This window comes from Formosa undariae (assembly GCF_042427615.1).
Lineage (GTDB): Bacteria > Bacteroidota > Bacteroidia > Flavobacteriales > Flavobacteriaceae > Formosa > Formosa undariae.
The window spans coordinates 69,035-85,729 of the sequence record NZ_JBHMEZ010000001.1 but is presented as its reverse complement, the minus strand read 5'-3'; the positions used below and the strand labels follow the sequence as shown (position 1 = coordinate 85,729).

Here is a 16,695-nt window from a genome sequence, read left to right as displayed (position 1 = left end):
TGGTACCGTAATTTTAAAATGAGAGATTTCTAAATTATAGAAATATTTAGTACATGTAGTGAATTAGTTTTATGTATTGATTTGCCGAAAAACCCCAATACTTGATATGCGTCAGTAATGGGGTTTTTTATGTGTTTAAAGATAATTTATCTAAGAGTTAAATGAAGTTTGATTTAAAATAGGGTATATCCTAATATTATAGATACTGTATTATAATTAGACTCCCAACTTCTGTAATTTGAAAGGACATCATTACCGGTAAGATACCTTAATTCTAGACTATATAGGTCATTATACTTATAGCCCATACCAAAACCATATCTCGATCCAGATTTAAAATCTAAAGAATTATACTCTGTATATTTTATTTCAGAATTAAAGCTAAAATCAAGGGCAAAAGAACCATTTATAAATAATTTAGATGTATCGTTTAAGAAGATATAGTGTCTTATTCCAATAGGTATTTCAATTGATTCGTAGTTTACAGAGATAAGGTCATCGTTTATGTTTGTCTTTTCGGCATTAAAATACTGATAAGTAGGCTCTATAGTTAATGCCCATTTGTTTTTATTAAAAGGCATAATAAATTCGGCTTCTAATCCAAATCTAAAACCTATTTCATTTTTAAAATCGAGGTTTCTACTACTAGCTCCTGAAGGATTATTAGTTGAAAAAGAAGATATATTTATACCTGGTCTGATACTTAAATTGAATAAAACTTTATTATCATTTTGTTCAAAATTTTGAAATTCAGTGCCATTACATTCGTTGTATTTTTTGAAAATATTTATTAAATCGGATTTTTTATAGTCAACCTTTTCAATATAATTACTTGAAATGGCATCACATTTTAAATCAACTAACAGTTGCTGTCTAAATCTATAATAAGTTCCAATAGTATTGTCTGATGTTTTATACCTCTTATAAATAAGTTGTTCAATAATAGTATTGTTGGTATTGTAAAAATAACGTTTTAAGTTCCCGTCTTCGTAACTATACAGGTTTGCTTTTCCCTCTATAATCACTTTTAAAAATAATTCTTCTTCGTTAAAGATAGGATTTCTCACATCAGATAAATCGCTTGTAATATCACTAGATCTATCAATATTTACAGTTTGTCTAATGTATTTAGATATATTGTCTATTCCGAATTCTTTTACGGTTCTGATAGTTACATTTTTTTCTTCTGAGTTTTCTGAAAGTTTATATTCAAATTGAGTAGGGTTGTTTTTCCAATCATAATTTTTAATTAAACACTCCGTTTTTTTGTTAGAGTTATCTATAAAATAACCTTTTTCGAATGAGATTTGTGAATAAGAATGAATGCTTAGAATTGTAATTAGAATGCAAAGTAATTGTTTTTTCATAGGTTTTGGTTAAGTTGATTAATAATGTTTAATAGCTATTAAATAATATGCAAGTATAGAGTTAGGGGCTATTTTTACATGCTTTTTTTAAAATCTTCCATAATATATTGTGCTGCTTTTACAGGAGATACTTGTGAAGATACAACATCATGCTCTAAAGAAGAAAGTTTGTTTTTAATTTCCGGAGAACCGTAGAAAAGGTGTTTTAATTCTTCATTGATGTTGTTATACATCCACTTAATTTTTTGATGATTTCTGTTTTTGGTGAAGTAGCCATTTTGGTCTACAAGTTCTTTATATTTTAGAACCTGCTCCCAAACAGCATCAATTCCGGTGTTTTTAGTAGAAGATGCTTTAGTGACTACCGGTGTCCAACCAGAATCCGGTTGAGGGAAAATATGTAAAGCGTTTTGATACTGCAAACGTGCCATTTCACTGTTCTTAATATTGTCGCCATCGGCTTTATTAATAACCACCATGTCGGCCATTTCCATAATTCCTTTTTTGATGCCTTGTAATTCGTCTCCAGCTCCGGATAACATTAAGAGTAAGAAGAAATCGGTCATACCATGAACAGCAGTTTCCGATTGTCCGACACCTACAGTTTCAACCAAAATAACGTCGTATCCTGACGCTTCGCAGAGTAGCATAGATTCTCCTGTTTTATTGGCAACGCCTCCAAGAGTTTCTCCCGTTGAAGACGGACGGATATAAGCATTTTCGTTGTTGCTTAATTCTTCCATTCGCGTTTTATCGCCAAGGATACTTCCTTTAGAGCGCTGACTACTTGGGTCTATGGATAAGATCGCAACTTTATGGTTTAAAGTGGTTAGGTATTTACCAAATGCTTCTATAAAAGTGCTTTTTCCAACACCAGGAACACCTGTAATTCCTATACGGATAGAATTTCCTGAGTGTGGTAGTATCGCTTGAATGATCTCTTTCGCGAGTATTTTATCACTTTCTAAATTACTTTCTACGATGGTAATGGCACGAGAAAGAATAACCCGGCTGCCTTGTAAAACTCCATCTATATATTCTTGAGCTGATAGTCTGTTTTTGCGTTTATATACCTTCATCTTATCCCTGTAATTTAATAACTAAACTGTATGTTATCGTAGTCTTACAAAGATACTTATAACCATAAAAAATCACGATAATTAGACCATTGTTTTTTATATGAATGGTGTAATTATCGTGATTTTTGCGTTAGTGATTGCAGTGGAAATCCTTTTGCTTTTTTGCAAAAGATTGAAAAGGAAAGCGCGACCCTTGGGGAACGCCCAAATACATTTAAGCCTTAGAAGTTACCGACTTTACAAAGACATAACCGAAACCTAAAAATAACATCAGGTGAAAAGGGAATAATCCGAAATCTCCACCTTGATCTCCTACCACAAATGCGCTGTACATTCCGAATGCAAAATACAGTGTAAGTATACCTTCGAAAATGACATTTATAGAGATGTTTTTCTTAATGTATTTATTGTCTTTCCAACCGTTTTTTAGATTGCCTATATTAAATTTTGGTGTACGAACAAATTCACTTCGTTTGCCAGCGTGTCCTTCCAGAACAGCAATAGAATTATGTAGTGAAAAGCCCATGGCTACTGTGAAGAATGTAAAAAACATTCCGATGTATTTAATGAAGTTTTTAACACCTCCACCGTAAATATTCTTGTACATAAACCAATAGCATATAAAGAAAATAACACTACTTACCACAAAGAAACTCATCACGTAGAAGTACGGCTTTAAATGCGCATATTCATTTTTTATATAGAGCATTGGAATACTTAAAACGGCTACTATAAAGACGTTTAAAAACATGGTACTGTTTAGTAAATGTAATACGCCGTGAAGCTTTGTTTTTCCGGAAATATTATCGGATTTTAAAACTTTCCAAACCATTTTTCTGAAGTTTTCGGCACCTCCTTTATTCCAACGAAATTGTTGAGATCGGGCAGCACTAATAACTACAGGAAGTTCTGCAGGTGTTTCAACATCTTCTAGGTATTTAAATTTCCAATTTTTAAGTTGAGCGCGGTAACTTAAATCTAGATCTTCGGTAAGCGTATCGCCTTCCCAATTTCCTGCATCGAGAATACATACTTTACGCCAAACACCAGCGGTACCATTAAAATTTATAAAATGACCTTTGCTATTTCTTCCCACTTGTTCTAAAGTAAAATGGGCATCTAAAGCAAATGCTTGAATTCTTGTAAGTAATGAATATTCGCGGTTTATATGTCCCCAACGGGTTTGAACGACACCAATATTACGGTCTTTAAAATAAGGTAACGTACGTAGTAGCCAATCTGATTCCGGTAAAAAGTCGGCATCGAAAATGGCGATGAATTCCCCTTTTGCAATTTCTAATCCTGCTTTTAAGGCTCCAGCTTTATAGCCGCTACGGTCTGTTCTCGTAATATGTGTAATATCTAGACCTGTTGCTTTTAATTTCTCGACATGCGCACGAGTTGTTTCTACGGTTTCGTCTGTAGAATCGTCTAATACTTGAATTTCCAATTTATGTTTCGGATAAGTCATTGTCGCGATATTCTCTAACAAACGATCCATAACGTACATTTCGTTGTAAACCGGCAATTGAATGGTAACCGTTGGAAGCTCATTTTCCTTAGAAATGTCTAAAGGAGGCAAATGTGTATCTTTCTTGTGTGCAGAAAGATAATTTAATAATAGGTTTAACTGTGCCAAAGCATACATGAAAATTAATGCTAAAGATGTTGAGTATATGGCAATTATAATAATTTCTAATATCATTTTTTTATACTATATTTAAAAATCCAATAGAGGATTTTTATGCCTGCAAATATAGCACCTTTTATTGTGCCTGAAACTTTTGATACGCCAATTCTGTTACGATATTTTACAGGGATTTCTCGATAGGATAAATTTTGCTTTAAAACTTTTAATTGCATCTCTACAGTCCAGCCATATGTTTTGTCTATCATATTGAGGTTTAGTAGTTTATTGTATTTAATGGCTCGAAATGGACCTAAATCTGTAAAAGTTGACTTGAAAAATAAGCGCATTAAAGAAGTTGCTAACCAGTTTCCAAACTCTTGTGGCACTGTCATAGATCCTGATTCACGTAAACGTTTTACGCGTGAACCGACCACAAAATCGATATTATCTTCCAGAATAGGAGCTATAAGTTCTGTTAGTTGTTCTGGATAATCGCTGTAATCGCCATCTAAAAAAACAATAATATCGGGTTTCACATCCTGTTTAGAAATATAATCCATCCCTTTTAAGCAGGCATAACCATAACCTTTATTGGTTTCTGTTAAAACTGTAGCTCCTGCTTCCTTTGCATTTTTTTCTGTATTATCGCTCGAGTTATTACTAACTACAATAATTTCATTAACAAGATCAGGAATGTCTTGAATTACATGTGCAATGGAATCGGCTTCGTTATACGCCGGAATAATAACTTTAATTATAGACATACTAGTGTTTCTGAGAATACAGGAAGCAAATATAATTAGTTATTTGGATTTGCTTTTGTGTTTTTAAAATCTTCTTATCGAATCAGGAATAAACAATAATTTAATTCTATTTCTGTTCAACATCACTTTTAGTCTATACAAAGTACATTTCCTTTCGTAAGGTTTTAATCTTCTTCAGGTTCCATACTTTTAAAATCTTTTATGGCTGTGTTGGGTTCGATAATATTATACCCTTTCCAGAATTCAGGATCGTATGCAGGCAGATAGATTGGTGTAACCTCTGCTTCTTCCTTAAATGAATTAAAAGTGCTTTCTGTTATGGTTTCATGTTCAAAGACAACTAACTCTCTTTTAGAATAATTGGTTGCTATAAAATTAATGTCTCCAGAAAGTTCGTTTTGTTTTCTTCGGCCTTTAACATGCTTGTTTTTTTCGATGATTTTAAAAGGTCTATCAATTCCCGCTTTATTTTCCGTCTCTATTTCTGCGTATTTTAGGCTGTAATTATCAGACTTGTTTTTAGCGTAAATAAAACTTCCTTTTCGTTTAAATACGTCTAATGAAATACCTAAAAGTTTGAAGGTTTTTAACGATTTTACATTTTTGAAATCTAATCTTATTATCGCAAAATCGTCTGTGTTTATGTATACAATACCTCTGTAATCTTCGCCACGTTTAGGTTTAAATGCAATTTTATAAACATATTGGTCGTTAAGAAAGGAGTAATCTAGCAGCTCAAAGTCGTAGCGGTTAGATTTATAAATGAAGTTTAAGCTAGATTCCTCGCTTGCAAAACTGCTTCTTTCCATGCTATTAATAACATGTTTTCTGTATTTTAGAAAGTTCTTTTTTCTGTCTTTTTCCTTTTTCTTTTCGGCTTCTAAATATGCTTCAGATTTTTTATTGGATTCATCTTGGAAGAATGAAGAATCTACATCTTCTTTTGTTCCAAATAAACCCGATTTAATTTTAAAATAGGAATCGCGCTTTACGTGTTTCTTTACGATAGCATTCAGCTTGTTTTCGTAAGCTTCAAATGTCATTTCGTTATTTTTATCGTAAAGTTCTGAAGCTTTAAGAATGTCTAATTTTATAACAGTATCTTCTTTTTTTTCTAATTTATTTTTGTAGAATTCTCCCAGTATTTCGGTGTATTGATAGGAATTTAGTGGGATGTCGCGTAAAATACTATCTGTTAATTCTTGATTAAATTCTGGAATTGTAGATGCTTTAATTTTAACGGCTTTTTTCAGAATTGTAGAGCCATAAGTTTCTCTGAAAAAGAGTTTGCTTTTTTCGAAAGTTCCACCGTAATTTTTTTCTAAATTATCTTCAACCTTCTCTATAATCTCGTCTACCGTATAATTTTTATTGAAGAGCATGACTTCATTTAACTCGATAGATTTTGGTTTTAGAAACACTACACTATCTTGGAATGCTTTTGCTGAAAATTGTTTCGATTCGTAACCCAAACAACTAAAAAATAATGAATCTTGTTCTGTGATCGTTGTATTAATATGAATCTGAAATTGCCCCACTTCATTACTAATTACTCCTGTAGAATTATTATAAGAAATAGTCGCATAAGAAATAGGTTCTTTATTTGTAGAATCTAAAACTTTTGCATGAATTTCGGTTTGGGCGAGTAGTGGTGAAGAAAAAAATATAAGACAAACAAAGATTAGAAGGTAGTTGTGTTTCATATGGATAGTTTTATGTGAAAGTAATTTAATACATGAAACGGTGAATACACTTTAGAACTTTATTAAGGTAACTTTATTGTTTTTTAACATTTATATACTTTAAATAGTAGTTATGTAGTGCTTTAGGAGATGCGCCTAAGCTATATTTTAAATGGATTACTAAAAAATGATATTGCAATGTCCAAATGCCCTTGCTTTGATATCGTCTTGCCGAGGTGGTTAGTTTTTCTTGAATCACGGTAAACTTCGTTACCTTATACAGGGAATTTATAAAATGATTGTCTTCATAGATTTTATAATCTGTGTTATAACCTCCAAGCGTATCGAAAAGTGATTTGTTAACAAATAAACTCTGATCGCCACCACGACTTATTTTCCAAGAAAATTGTGTAAGCCAACCTGCTAATCTTAGCCACCAATGCGACGAGTTAAATGCCATTTTAAAACACCCGGCTTCAGATTTATTACTTATTGTTTCTAATATATAAGTATCGAAATTTTTAGGCGGATAAGAATCGGCATGCAAAAAATATAGAATGGTTCCTTTTGTTAATTTTGCACCCGTATTCATTTGTGTTCCTCTTCCTTTCTCAGAGTTTACAAGTCGAACTTCCGGAAAAGAATTCACGATGTTTTGTGTGCCGTCCGTACTGCCTCCATCTACTACTATAATTTCACTTATGTGTTCTAACGATGAATTATGTAATAGATATGGAATTAATTTATCAATGTTTCCTACTTCATTTAAAACGGGGATTACAATAGAAATATTACTCATTTAATTCCCAATTATAATCTAAATAAGAGATGCGTTTAGAAGGGTTAACTTTAGTTTTAGCGTACGTATTAATAAATTCTATTAAAGTGCCGTTGGTTTCAAAATCTTCCGAAAACCATTTAAATATTTTAGATAATTTAATAGAATCAGGTGTTAGTTGGTTTTTGTTAGAATTAATAAACGTTACGGCTGCTACATCTAACTGCGTATCTAATTTAGCTACAGTATATGCCGTATTTAATAATTTCGGACAAGATTCTGAGGCGCAAACAATGGCGAAATGTATTCTAGGTTCGTTTAGTTTTCTTAAGATCTCGTGTTCTATTTGCCCTAAAGAATAGGTCTTGTTATTTATGGAAATAAATTCTTTATCCCACGGACCACTAATATCTTTTATGCTTTCAAGCGGATAGTTATCAATTATAAGTTTTATGGTAAACGCATTGTAGGCGTTAATCCAAAAGGCTAAAGTTTCATTTTTAGACCAACTAGAATTAGGTTTGCTTTTAGAAAGCAGGCCTAAGTAAATGTCTAAAGTCTCGGGGTGTTGTTTTATGTTTTTATAATTAACATGTCCGTTTAGGTCTACATTTTTATTTAAAAAAGTTGTCCAAACCGAATGGTCTGTTTGTTGCGCAAAAAGTGAAGTTGAACAACATATAAGTACTGTAATTATTATATTTTTAATCATCTTGTTTTTTTAAAGGATAAAGCTCCTGGTTAATAAAGTCTTTAGGGAAATGTTCGTCTCCATGAAAACCCAATTCAATATCTCTTCCGCTATGCGGAATGTAATCTGTTTTAAAAAGATAGTCCCAAATACTTAATGTTATACCGTAATTTGCGCCGTATTTTGAAGTCGGTGGTAAATCTTTCGCGTGATGCCAAATATGCATTTTAGGGTTGTTTAGAATGTATTTTAACGGACCGTAATTCCATCCTAAATTCGCATGATTTAAATGTCCGATGGCAATTGAAAAGAAATGTACAAAAGCCACATCTTGAGCATCGAATCCGCCAATTATGGCAATAGGGATATATAGGAGGGATTTATATACAACAGGTTCCATCCAATGATAGCGCAAGTGTGCTGCAAATCCCATCTCTTTTACAGAATGATGTACTTTATGAAAATTCCAAAGCATAGGGACATGGTGTAATAATCTGTGGGTATTCCATTGTACAAAATCACTTACAATAAAAAAGATGAATAATCCAACGGCTTTTGGTAGCTCGTTTATTTGAAGTAATTGAAAATTATTCAATGTAAGTCCAAAAACAGAGAGTAAATCGTTAAACAGTTCTGCCAAGGTATTGGACAAAGCAATGAGGACGATTAGATTTAAAAGAAAGAAATTGAAGAACATATAAAATGTATCTAACCAGAAATCTTTCCTAAAGATCGACTGATTTTTACGCCAAGGAAATGCGATTTCTAAGCCCCAAACAACAAGTGAAATTATAATAAGACCATAGAAATAATTATCCCAATGGTTTACCGAAATTAACTCGTGTTTTAAATACCGCCAATAGCCGGAGTAAGAGTTTTGAATAATGTCTATATATTTTTCCATAAAAAAATCTTGTTTTCTTGTATGTGTTTACTCAAGAAAACAAGATGATATAAAGTGTGTAACTTGCTTTTAAAGTAGCCTTATAACGTTTTTATTAGTTCCTTAAAGAGCGTAATCATTTTTGGTTCTGCTTTTTCTGCAACCGCAATAATTTCTTCAATATTAACAGGCTGTAAATTGTCAGGATCTCCTTTGTCTGTAATCACAGAAACAGCGGCAACTTTTAGTTTTAAATGATTAGCGACAATAATTTCTGGCACCGTACTCATTCCAACAGCATCTGCACCTAAAATTTGAAGCATGCGATATTCTGCTCGTGTTTCTAATTGTGGACCTAACATACTTGCGTAAACACCTTCGTGTAATGTAATGTCGTGCGCTTTTGCTATACTTTTAAATTTGGAATTTATTTCCTTATCGTAAGGAGCGCTCATATCTGTAAAACGTTCACCTAATTTAGACACGCCTTTAAAAGCTAGGGGAGAACCACCTAGTAAATTAATATGGTCGTCTATTAACATTAAATCACCTTTTGCATAATCTAAATTCACTGCTCCAGAAGCATTAGACACTAAAAGTGTATGTATCCCTAATTGGTTCATAATTCTAACCGGGTAAGTAATGTCTTGTAAGGTGTAACCTTCGTATAAATGAAAACGACCTTGCATAACAATTACTTTTTTTCCTTCTAGCTCTCCGTAGATTAATTTTCCTTTATGGAATTCTACAGTTGCTGTAGGGAAATACGGAATTTGATTATAGCTCACTTCGTGAATAATAGAAACGTCGTCTAATAACTTTCCTAATCCAGTACCTAGTATAATACCAATTTCAGGTTTATCGAAGCCTTTGCTTTGTAAGTATTCTGTGGTTTCGTTAATGTATTTTATCATGATTTAATCGTGAATTTATTTAATTTCGGGTAATCTTTTATATCCTCAAATGTATCGATATCGTTTAATTCTTCAAGTAAAGATACCGATTTGTTCTCTAAATTTTTAAGGGTGTCTTGAAGCACGGTTTCTGTTCCCCAAGCTTTACCTTCAAATATATTAGACTCTAAAGTTTTCATTCCTAACAGATAATAGCCACCATCTTTTGCTGGACCAATAACCACATCGTGATGTTCTAACTGATTAAAGGCATCGTCAATAACTTCGGTAGTAAGATCTAGAATGTCACTGCCTATTATAATGACTTTAAGATAGTAATTCTGAAATAAATCTGAAAATGCATGACTCATTCTTTCGCCTAAATTATGTCCTGATTGTAATTTTTTTCTGAAATGCTCAGTATTCCAAAGATCTTCGTTCTGAATGTTTTCAGAATAAAACACATAACGATCTGCTTTAACAGGTTCAGCTATTTTGGCCGTATGCTCTAATAAAATCTTATAAACTTCTAGCGCATTTTCGTCGCCGATAGTTTTAGCTAAACGTGTTTTGCATTTGCCTAATTCTGGATTTCTAGTGAAAACAATTAGTGCTTTTTTCGATGTTGGAAAGTGAAAATTGTAAGCAACTTCATTGTCGCCATCAGTATCTTTTAAACTTAAAATTCCCATAAATATGCGTTTTGTTGTTATATAATAAAAGAAGAATGGTTGATCTGTTTACCAAAAATACAATCTAGAGATTACATAGATTGTTATATTTTCATTTTTTTTAATCGCCTGTTAATTGCCTGTAATCTGACTTACGTTATTGGAGTGTCTTCAAAATTAATAACCAAGCCTTGTTGTTCGCATTCCGCATCTGGTAGAATTTCCATATTATCCCAAATGCCCGTTTTAAGGGTTTCGGCATACGATTTCGGTAATTTATTTGTAAGCATTAATGTGCTCGCTAACTCAAAATCATAATCCAGAGTACGAAATTCAATATTTAGGACATCATTTTTGTCATCTAAAATAACATACCATACATTAGGAGAACCATTGTTTGCAGGCATCCCAATAACACCTGGGTTTATCCAAGTTTTATTATTTTGGGTTTGCTGAAACGGTAATCCGCAGTGGCCTGCTATAATTACATCGCTTTCTGTAGCTTCGAAATTAGATTGCTTTTGAATCCAAGGTGTGGATTTAAAAATAAATTCTGAAACATTAAAATAGGAGCCATGTACTACACTTATGTTTTTATTTGCATAATGAAACTGAATAGTATCTGGTAAATGTGAAACAAACGCTACCGAATCTTTAGAAAGCTTACTTTGTGCATAGGTATACCAGTTTTGCGACAGTACATCGCAACGTGAACCTTCTTTAAAATCACAACCACAATTATCGGCACCTTCAGCTAATTTAATTTCTACGTTACCAACAATGCTTTTGGCTTGCCAAGTTTTAAAAAGCTGAATGGTTTCTTCGGGTTGGGCGCAATACCCGATAATATCGCCCGTGCAAATACAGTTTTTAGACGGAATTTTTTCATCTTCGGCAATCTTCTTCAAGGCTTCTAAGGCTTGTAGATTGCTGTAAATACCACCAAAAAGGAGTGTTTTTCCTGATAAATTTCCGAGGTTTTCTATTTTTTTAGCCATTTGGGAATAAAGTATAATGTGATACAAGATAAAATGCCCCAGACGTTAATCCATAGTAAATTGGCATATTTTCCTTCAGTAAATATTAACGATTTAGGGAAGTAATCTAGGATTAAAAACAATCCGAAACCGAGTCCGCAACCCACGCTTAAGTAAAAACTTAGTGGAGGTGTTTTTATATTCCAAAACAGAAAAACCGGCGTAAGACCAATAACCATAGTTCCGGAAATAGTTGTAGCCGATAAAATTTCAGCATCTAAAAATACAGGAATTGTTCCTAAAACGGCAATGACTGCCATAGCCAGCCGACCAAAACTTAAGCTTTTTCCGAGTTTTAAATCGATAGCGACTAGTTTTGAAAATGATGAAAATGTAGAGTCTAAAGTTGATGCTGCAGAGGTAATCATTATAAAGTTTATCACTAGTAAAATAACAACTCCAAAGGCTTTACCAACTTCAACAGCGGCTTGCCCTTTTAGGCCTTGTGTTTGTGCATAAACTCCAACAATGCTGAATAAAACAATACAAAGTGCACCTAGAACTGTGGCTAGTAAAAAGCTTTTTCGAGTTGTTTTAGGAGAACTGATAAATGCTCTGTCGGTTAAAACGGGATCGTGAAACGGATAACTAAACGACTGAATTAAGGCGGCAAAGAATAGATTAAGTCCGAATTGGAAATCCCAAGTTCCGGAGCTTACTACATCTTTAGTTGAGAAATCATCGACAGAGAAAATATTCCAAAGAATCACAATCAGTAACACCGAGAATAAAACCATTTGTATAACGTCGGTAAAAATAGAACTACTTAACCCGCCTTTAATCGCGTAGGCTAAGGTTAAAAAAGTAAAGAGTATAATGGCTGTATAATAAGGAAGTGTACCCGAATCTCCAAAATAACTCCCTATAACCATAGTGTTACTCCAGACTTCATTAAATAACCGAATGGCAATGAGAATGGAAAAAATAAGCATAGCACCTTTTCCAAATTTCGAACTTAAAAAGTGATGTATACTTGTAAATCCGCCAACGGTACGCATTTTATAAATAAGGAGGCCTGCCACGGCAAAAGAGGCATAATATCCGGCATAGGCAACACCACCAACAATACCAAATTCAAGACCTAGATTCGCGGCATTTGTAATGCTTTTTGCGAATATCCAAGAAATTATTAAACTCCCGGTAAGGACAAATGTATTGGGCGCTTTTTTGTTGTTAACCGCTTTAAAAAACTGATTACTTGTTTTTGCCCAAGGCGAAATGATAAAGAATATAATGCTCGTGATTATAATTATACTCCACTGCCAATTGATTAGTTCCATTTAAATATTTAGAAGTGTTTTATTAAATAACACTTCCTTGGCAACTGCTTCCTGCACCAGCGGTACATCCATAACAATGCTGAGAAATAACAATGTCTCTGTTTTCTAGAAGGTCTTCGTTATATTCCGAAATATGTTTCACTTTACTATTTACAGGTAGTTCTAACATCTGATTAAAATCGCAATCAAATAAATAACCATCCCAACTTATCGATAGTGTGTTTGTACACATAACATTTGTAACAGCTGTAGGATTGTAAGCCTCAACAAGGCTATACATATAATCCTCATAATTTTCAGAAGCAATCAAATAATCTAAAAATCGTGCTATTGGTAGGTTTGTTATCGCAAATAAATTGTGAAACTGAATATTAAAATCCTCTAATAAAGCTTTCTTGAAATCGCGTTGTAAAGCATCTTGATTTCCTGGTAAAAAGGCTCCCGACGGATTGTAAACCAAGTCTAAACGGAGTCCGCTACCAGGCATACCGTAACCAATGGCATTTAAGTCTTTTAACGCTTGAATGGATTTAGCAAAAACACCATCGCCACGTTGCTTATCTGTTTTTCCTTGTGTCCAATGTGGCATAGAACTAATGACATGCACATTGTGTTTTTTGAAAAACTCTGGTAAATCGTAATACTTTTTGTTTGCACGAATAATAGTAAGATTCGAGCGTACAATAAAATCTTTAATTCCAGCTTTAGCAGCTTCTTCCACAAACCATCGAAAATCAGGATTCATTTCAGGGGCGCCACCAGTTAAATCTAATGTATGTGCGCCTGTGTTTTTAATAACATCCAGACATTGCATCATCGTTTCGCGAGTCATAATTTCTTTACGATCTGGACCAGCATCAACATGGCAATGTGCACAAACTTGGTTACACATATATCCGACGTTAATTTGTAGAATTTCTAACTTTTTTGCTTTTAGTGGAAATTGTCCTGTTTCAGAAATTTTAGCTTTAAAGGTTGGTAATTCTCCGTTTTTGAAAATTCCATTCGATAAAAGTTCTAATTGGCGGTTACTATTTGCTAAATCACTTTCGCGTTTATGTAAAGACTTACTAATCATTAAAAAGTATTAATTGTTTTTGCTTTTATTTTAGACTGAACAATGTTAAGAAACTTACATTTCTAACTTATTCACTTTATTCATCATTTGAACACCGTGAACCAAAGAAGCACCACCACGAATAGCTGCCGAAACGTGTAAAGCTTCCATCATTTCTTCTTTTGTAATTCCTCGTTTTAATGCATCACCAGTATAAGCATCAATACAATACGGGCATTGTACGGTATGCGATACAGCTAAAGCAATTAGCGATTTTTCACGTTCGGTTAAGGCACCTTCTTCAAAAACTTTTCCGTAATAGTCGAAAAATTTTTCTCCTAATTCTTCATTCCAATCAGATATTTTACTGAATTTTTTTAGGTCGGCTGGATCGTAATATGTTTTTTGCATGGTATTTATGTCGGTTGTTTTGTTAATTATTTACAGCTAATTTACTGTTTTCTCAAATTGAATATACTAACATCTTGCTAATCTGCTTAATTATCATTTATTTTAATATCACTAAACACATTACATGGATTATTTTATAATTATAACGACGCTTGTCTCTCTTGCCGCCGCTTTTGGATATATAAATGTTAGATTTTTAAAATTACCAAATACTATTGGTTTAATGCTAATTACTTTGGTATTTACATTAGTCGTCCTAGCTATTGGTACCATTGATAAAACATTGTTATTGGCAGAACGCAATTTAATTACAGAAATCGATTTTAGGGCGGTATTGCTAGATGTTATGTTAAGTTTTATGCTTTTTGCAGGTGCTTTGCATACTAATTTCGAGCAATTAAAAATCCAGCGATGGCCCGTTTTAGTTTTTGCAACCGTAGGAACTTTGTTATCTACGTTTTTAATTGGAGGCTTAATGTATGGCGTGCTTTTACTTTTAGGAATGGATGTAGATTTTATCTATTGTCTGCTTTTTGGAGCTTTAATTTCGCCAACAGATCCTATTGCAGTGCTTGGTATTCTGAAAAAAGTTGGAGTTCCAAAAGATTTGGAAGCTAAAATTGTTGGGGAATCCTTATTTAATGATGGCGTAGGAGTTGTAGTGTTTTTAACCATTTTTCAAATCGCAAATGCTACAGGAGCTGGGGGTATTGAAGTTAATGAAGTCCTAGAATTGTTTGCTCGGGAAGTTATTGGTGGTATAATTCTAGGATTACTTTTAGGATATGGAACTTATAGATTGATGAAATCTATAGACGATTATGATGTTGAGGTTATTATTACTCTAGCAACCGTTATGCTAGGAACTGTAATAGCTCAAAAAATGCATTTATCCGCGCCTTTAGCTATGGTAACAGCTGGGTTGGTTGTAGGAAATGATACGGTAAGAGGATCTGCAATGTCGGAGATAACCGAGAACTATGTAGATAAGTTTTGGGAACTAGTCGACATCTTGTTAAACACGATATTGTTTGTGTTAATAGGTATGGAGATGCTTGTGTTAGAATTTCAATGGTCTTACATTTTTGCCGGATTATTAGCGATTCCAATTGCGTTAGTAAGCAGATATATCTCATTGCATGGTCCGATTGGCATGTTTGAAAAACGCTTAGAGTTTAGAACTAAAACTAATAAAATAATGACTTGGGGCGGATTGCGAGGCGGTATATCCATTGCATTGGCTTTAAGTTTAACTAGCGAGATGCACAGGGAATTATTTCTTGTAATTACGTATATGCTTGTCGTGTTTTCAATTTTAGTTCAAGGATTAACATTAAGTTCGCTTGTAAAACGATTGATTACATAGTGTTTTTCTCTCATTTGAATCGAATGCTATGAAATCAGAATAGTCGTCTTGAAAGTCTTTTTTTAAAGGTGTTAAGTGTCTGGTTTTTAATAGCTATTTTAATGCGGTTTATTTTAAAATTGAATGCGTTAATCGGTTTTAATTTATTTTACTACCTTATCAATCCTTAAAATATAAAAGGGACACACATAATATGAAAAACAAATTATTAGAAGCTTGGTCTAAGATGTTATCTAAGCTAGATCATTGGTTAGATAGTATTATTCTAGCACTTCCAAATTTTATTATCGCCATAATTGTATTTTCTTTCGTATTATTTCTCTCGAAGTGGATTAATAAATTGGTTCTAAAATTACTTGATAGAAGTACTATGCAGCGATCAATGAAAAATTTGATTTCGAAGTTAGTATCTGCTGTAGTTGTAATTATTGGGCTTTTTATTGTTCTTGGAATCTTAAATTTAGATAAAGCGCTAAATACTGTTTTAGCAGGTGCCGGAGTGTTAGGTTTAGCTGTTGGTTTGGCTTTGCAAGGTGCTTTAGCTAATTTCTATTCTGGTGTTGTACTCTCTTATATTCACTTTTTTAAATATGGAGACTGGATAGAAAGTAATGGCTATGAAGGCGAGATTACTAATATTGATTTGCGATCGGTGACTTTAAAGCAATCGGATAATAATCTGGTGTATATTCCTAATAAAATGGTAGTGGATAGTCCTATAAAAAACTATTCTACTACAGCGCAATCTCGTGTTATCTTAGGGTGTGGGGTACATTACGATTCCGACTTAAAGTTCGTAAGGGATCTAGTTGTAAAAACTATTGTAGAAACTTTTGATGCTGTAACAAGTTCTCAAGAAGTGATATTTATGTATAACGAGTTTGCAGATAGCTCTATTAATTTTGAAACTCGTTTTTGGATTAAATCGACATCTGCATTACAAGTTGCCAAAGCAAAATCTGAAGCGATGATAGCGATTAAGGCAGCGTTTGATGCGAATGATATTAATATTCCATTCCCAATACGAACATTGGACTTTCCTGAAGGATTTTTAGGAGCAAATACTCAAAAGGAGGCTCCAGTTCAAGGACCATCAAACGAATAGA

Annotated in this window: 16 protein-coding genes; 2 read left to right on the top strand and 14 right to left on the bottom strand. The window is 33.2% G+C overall.

What is annotated here, in order from left to right; translation table 11 throughout:
- Positions 1-173 precede the first annotated feature (173 nt).
- The 14 genes from ACFFVB_RS00380 to ACFFVB_RS00315 all read right to left on the bottom strand — a co-directional run bounded on the left by ACFFVB_RS00380 (position 174) and on the right by ACFFVB_RS00315 (position 14,223).
- Complete coding sequence (locus tag ACFFVB_RS00380; protein WP_382380018.1) at positions 174-1,367, bottom strand: porin family protein; 1,194 nt, start codon at positions 1,365-1,367, stop codon at positions 174-176.
- 74 nt (positions 1,368-1,441) lie between these two features.
- A complete protein-coding gene (gene meaB, locus ACFFVB_RS00375) occupies positions 1,442-2,446 on the bottom strand; it encodes a methylmalonyl Co-A mutase-associated GTPase MeaB (protein ID WP_382380016.1) in 1,005 nt (334 codons plus the stop codon).
- 214 nt (positions 2,447-2,660) lie between these two features.
- Positions 2,661-4,151 (bottom strand): cellulose synthase family protein, encoded by a 1,491-nt coding sequence (locus ACFFVB_RS00370; RefSeq protein WP_382380014.1) that lies wholly within the window; start codon positions 4,149-4,151, stop codon positions 2,661-2,663.
- Positions 4,148-4,840: a glycosyltransferase family 2 protein gene (locus tag ACFFVB_RS00365; protein ID WP_382380012.1), complete on the bottom strand. Its 693-nt coding sequence runs from the start codon at positions 4,838-4,840 to the stop codon at positions 4,148-4,150. Before ACFFVB_RS00365 ends, ACFFVB_RS00370 begins: the two co-directional genes overlap by 4 nt.
- Positions 4,841-5,004: 164 nt before the next feature.
- Entirely contained in the window at positions 5,005-6,543 is a 1,539-nt protein-coding gene (locus ACFFVB_RS00360; RefSeq protein ID WP_382380010.1) for a carboxypeptidase-like regulatory domain-containing protein, read from the bottom strand.
- A gap of 73 nt (positions 6,544-6,616) precedes the next feature.
- Positions 6,617-7,321: a TIGR04283 family arsenosugar biosynthesis glycosyltransferase gene (locus ACFFVB_RS00355; protein ID WP_382380008.1), complete on the bottom strand. Its 705-nt coding sequence runs from the start codon at positions 7,319-7,321 to the stop codon at positions 6,617-6,619.
- The gene (locus tag ACFFVB_RS00350; RefSeq protein WP_382380006.1) at positions 7,314-8,012 is read right to left on the bottom strand and encodes a DUF547 domain-containing protein; all 699 of its coding nucleotides are present in this window, start codon (positions 8,010-8,012) and stop codon (positions 7,314-7,316) included. Before ACFFVB_RS00350 ends, ACFFVB_RS00355 begins: the two co-directional genes overlap by 8 nt.
- Positions 8,005-8,895 carry a sterol desaturase family protein gene (locus ACFFVB_RS00345; RefSeq protein ID WP_382380004.1) on the bottom strand — a complete coding sequence of 297 codons (891 nt, stop codon included), beginning with the start codon at positions 8,893-8,895 and terminating at the stop codon, positions 8,005-8,007. Before ACFFVB_RS00345 ends, ACFFVB_RS00350 begins: the two co-directional genes overlap by 8 nt.
- An 80-nt stretch (positions 8,896-8,975) precedes the next feature.
- Positions 8,976-9,788, bottom strand: a complete 813-nt coding sequence (locus ACFFVB_RS00340; protein ID WP_382380002.1) for a purine-nucleoside phosphorylase — start codon at positions 9,786-9,788, stop codon at positions 8,976-8,978.
- Positions 9,785-10,459, bottom strand: a complete 675-nt coding sequence (locus ACFFVB_RS00335) for a TIGR04282 family arsenosugar biosynthesis glycosyltransferase (RefSeq protein ID WP_382380000.1) — start codon at positions 10,457-10,459, stop codon at positions 9,785-9,787. Before ACFFVB_RS00335 ends, ACFFVB_RS00340 begins: the two co-directional genes overlap by 4 nt.
- Positions 10,460-10,590: 131 nt before the next feature.
- On the bottom strand, positions 10,591-11,436 hold the full coding sequence (locus tag ACFFVB_RS00330) for a metallophosphoesterase family protein (protein WP_382379998.1): 846 nt from the start codon (positions 11,434-11,436) through the stop codon (positions 10,591-10,593).
- The gene (locus ACFFVB_RS00325; protein WP_382379996.1) at positions 11,421-12,755 is read right to left on the bottom strand and encodes a sodium:solute symporter; all 1,335 of its coding nucleotides are present in this window, start codon (positions 12,753-12,755) and stop codon (positions 11,421-11,423) included. Before ACFFVB_RS00325 ends, ACFFVB_RS00330 begins: the two co-directional genes overlap by 16 nt.
- Before the next feature lie 22 nt (positions 12,756-12,777).
- Complete coding sequence (gene arsS / locus ACFFVB_RS00320) at positions 12,778-13,833, bottom strand: arsenosugar biosynthesis radical SAM (seleno)protein ArsS (RefSeq protein WP_382379994.1); 1,056 nt, start codon at positions 13,831-13,833, stop codon at positions 12,778-12,780.
- A gap of 54 nt (positions 13,834-13,887) precedes the next feature.
- Entirely contained in the window at positions 13,888-14,223 is a 336-nt protein-coding gene (locus tag ACFFVB_RS00315) for an arsenosugar biosynthesis-associated peroxidase-like protein (protein ID WP_382379992.1), read from the bottom strand.
- A 124-nt stretch (positions 14,224-14,347) separates the two neighbouring features.
- Between ACFFVB_RS00315 and ACFFVB_RS00310 the strand changes: the two genes are divergently transcribed.
- Positions 14,348-15,589 (top strand): cation:proton antiporter, encoded by a 1,242-nt coding sequence (locus ACFFVB_RS00310; protein ID WP_382379990.1) that lies wholly within the window; start codon positions 14,348-14,350, stop codon positions 15,587-15,589.
- A gap of 193 nt (positions 15,590-15,782) precedes the next feature.
- On the top strand, positions 15,783-16,694 hold the full coding sequence (locus ACFFVB_RS00305; protein WP_382379988.1) for a mechanosensitive ion channel family protein: 912 nt from the start codon (positions 15,783-15,785) through the stop codon (positions 16,692-16,694).
- The last annotated feature ends 1 nt before the right edge of the window (position 16,695 follow it).

What these genes read in the sequence shown, in the direction of transcription:
- ACFFVB_RS00380 (WP_382380018.1), bottom strand. Translation starts at nt 1,367, where the DNA reads ATGAAAAAACAATTACTTTGCATTCTAATTACAATTCTAAGCATTCAT.
- meaB (WP_382380016.1), bottom strand. Translation starts at nt 2,446, where the DNA reads ATGAAGGTATATAAACGCAAAAACAGACTATCAGCTCAAGAATATATA.
- ACFFVB_RS00370 (WP_382380014.1), bottom strand. Translation starts at nt 4,151, where the DNA reads ATGATATTAGAAATTATTATAATTGCCATATACTCAACATCTTTAGCA.
- ACFFVB_RS00365 (WP_382380012.1), bottom strand. Translation starts at nt 4,840, where the DNA reads ATGTCTATAATTAAAGTTATTATTCCGGCGTATAACGAAGCCGATTCC.
- ACFFVB_RS00360 (WP_382380010.1), bottom strand. Translation starts at nt 6,543, where the DNA reads ATGAAACACAACTACCTTCTAATCTTTGTTTGTCTTATATTTTTTTCT.
- ACFFVB_RS00355 (WP_382380008.1), bottom strand. Translation starts at nt 7,321, where the DNA reads ATGAGTAATATTTCTATTGTAATCCCCGTTTTAAATGAAGTAGGAAAC.
- ACFFVB_RS00350 (WP_382380006.1), bottom strand. Translation starts at nt 8,012, where the DNA reads ATGATTAAAAATATAATAATTACAGTACTTATATGTTGTTCAACTTCA.
- ACFFVB_RS00345 (WP_382380004.1), bottom strand. Translation starts at nt 8,895, where the DNA reads ATGGAAAAATATATAGACATTATTCAAAACTCTTACTCCGGCTATTGG.
- ACFFVB_RS00340 (WP_382380002.1), bottom strand. Translation starts at nt 9,788, where the DNA reads ATGATAAAATACATTAACGAAACCACAGAATACTTACAAAGCAAAGGC.
- ACFFVB_RS00335 (WP_382380000.1), bottom strand. Translation starts at nt 10,459, where the DNA reads ATGGGAATTTTAAGTTTAAAAGATACTGATGGCGACAATGAAGTTGCT.
- ACFFVB_RS00330 (WP_382379998.1), bottom strand. Translation starts at nt 11,436, where the DNA reads ATGGCTAAAAAAATAGAAAACCTCGGAAATTTATCAGGAAAAACACTC.
- ACFFVB_RS00325 (WP_382379996.1), bottom strand. Translation starts at nt 12,755, where the DNA reads ATGGAACTAATCAATTGGCAGTGGAGTATAATTATAATCACGAGCATT.
- arsS (WP_382379994.1), bottom strand. Translation starts at nt 13,833, where the DNA reads ATGATTAGTAAGTCTTTACATAAACGCGAAAGTGATTTAGCAAATAGT.
- ACFFVB_RS00315 (WP_382379992.1), bottom strand. Translation starts at nt 14,223, where the DNA reads ATGCAAAAAACATATTACGATCCAGCCGACCTAAAAAAATTCAGTAAA.
- ACFFVB_RS00310 (WP_382379990.1), top strand. Translation starts at nt 14,348, where the DNA reads ATGGATTATTTTATAATTATAACGACGCTTGTCTCTCTTGCCGCCGCT.
- ACFFVB_RS00305 (WP_382379988.1), top strand. Translation starts at nt 15,783, where the DNA reads ATGAAAAACAAATTATTAGAAGCTTGGTCTAAGATGTTATCTAAGCTA.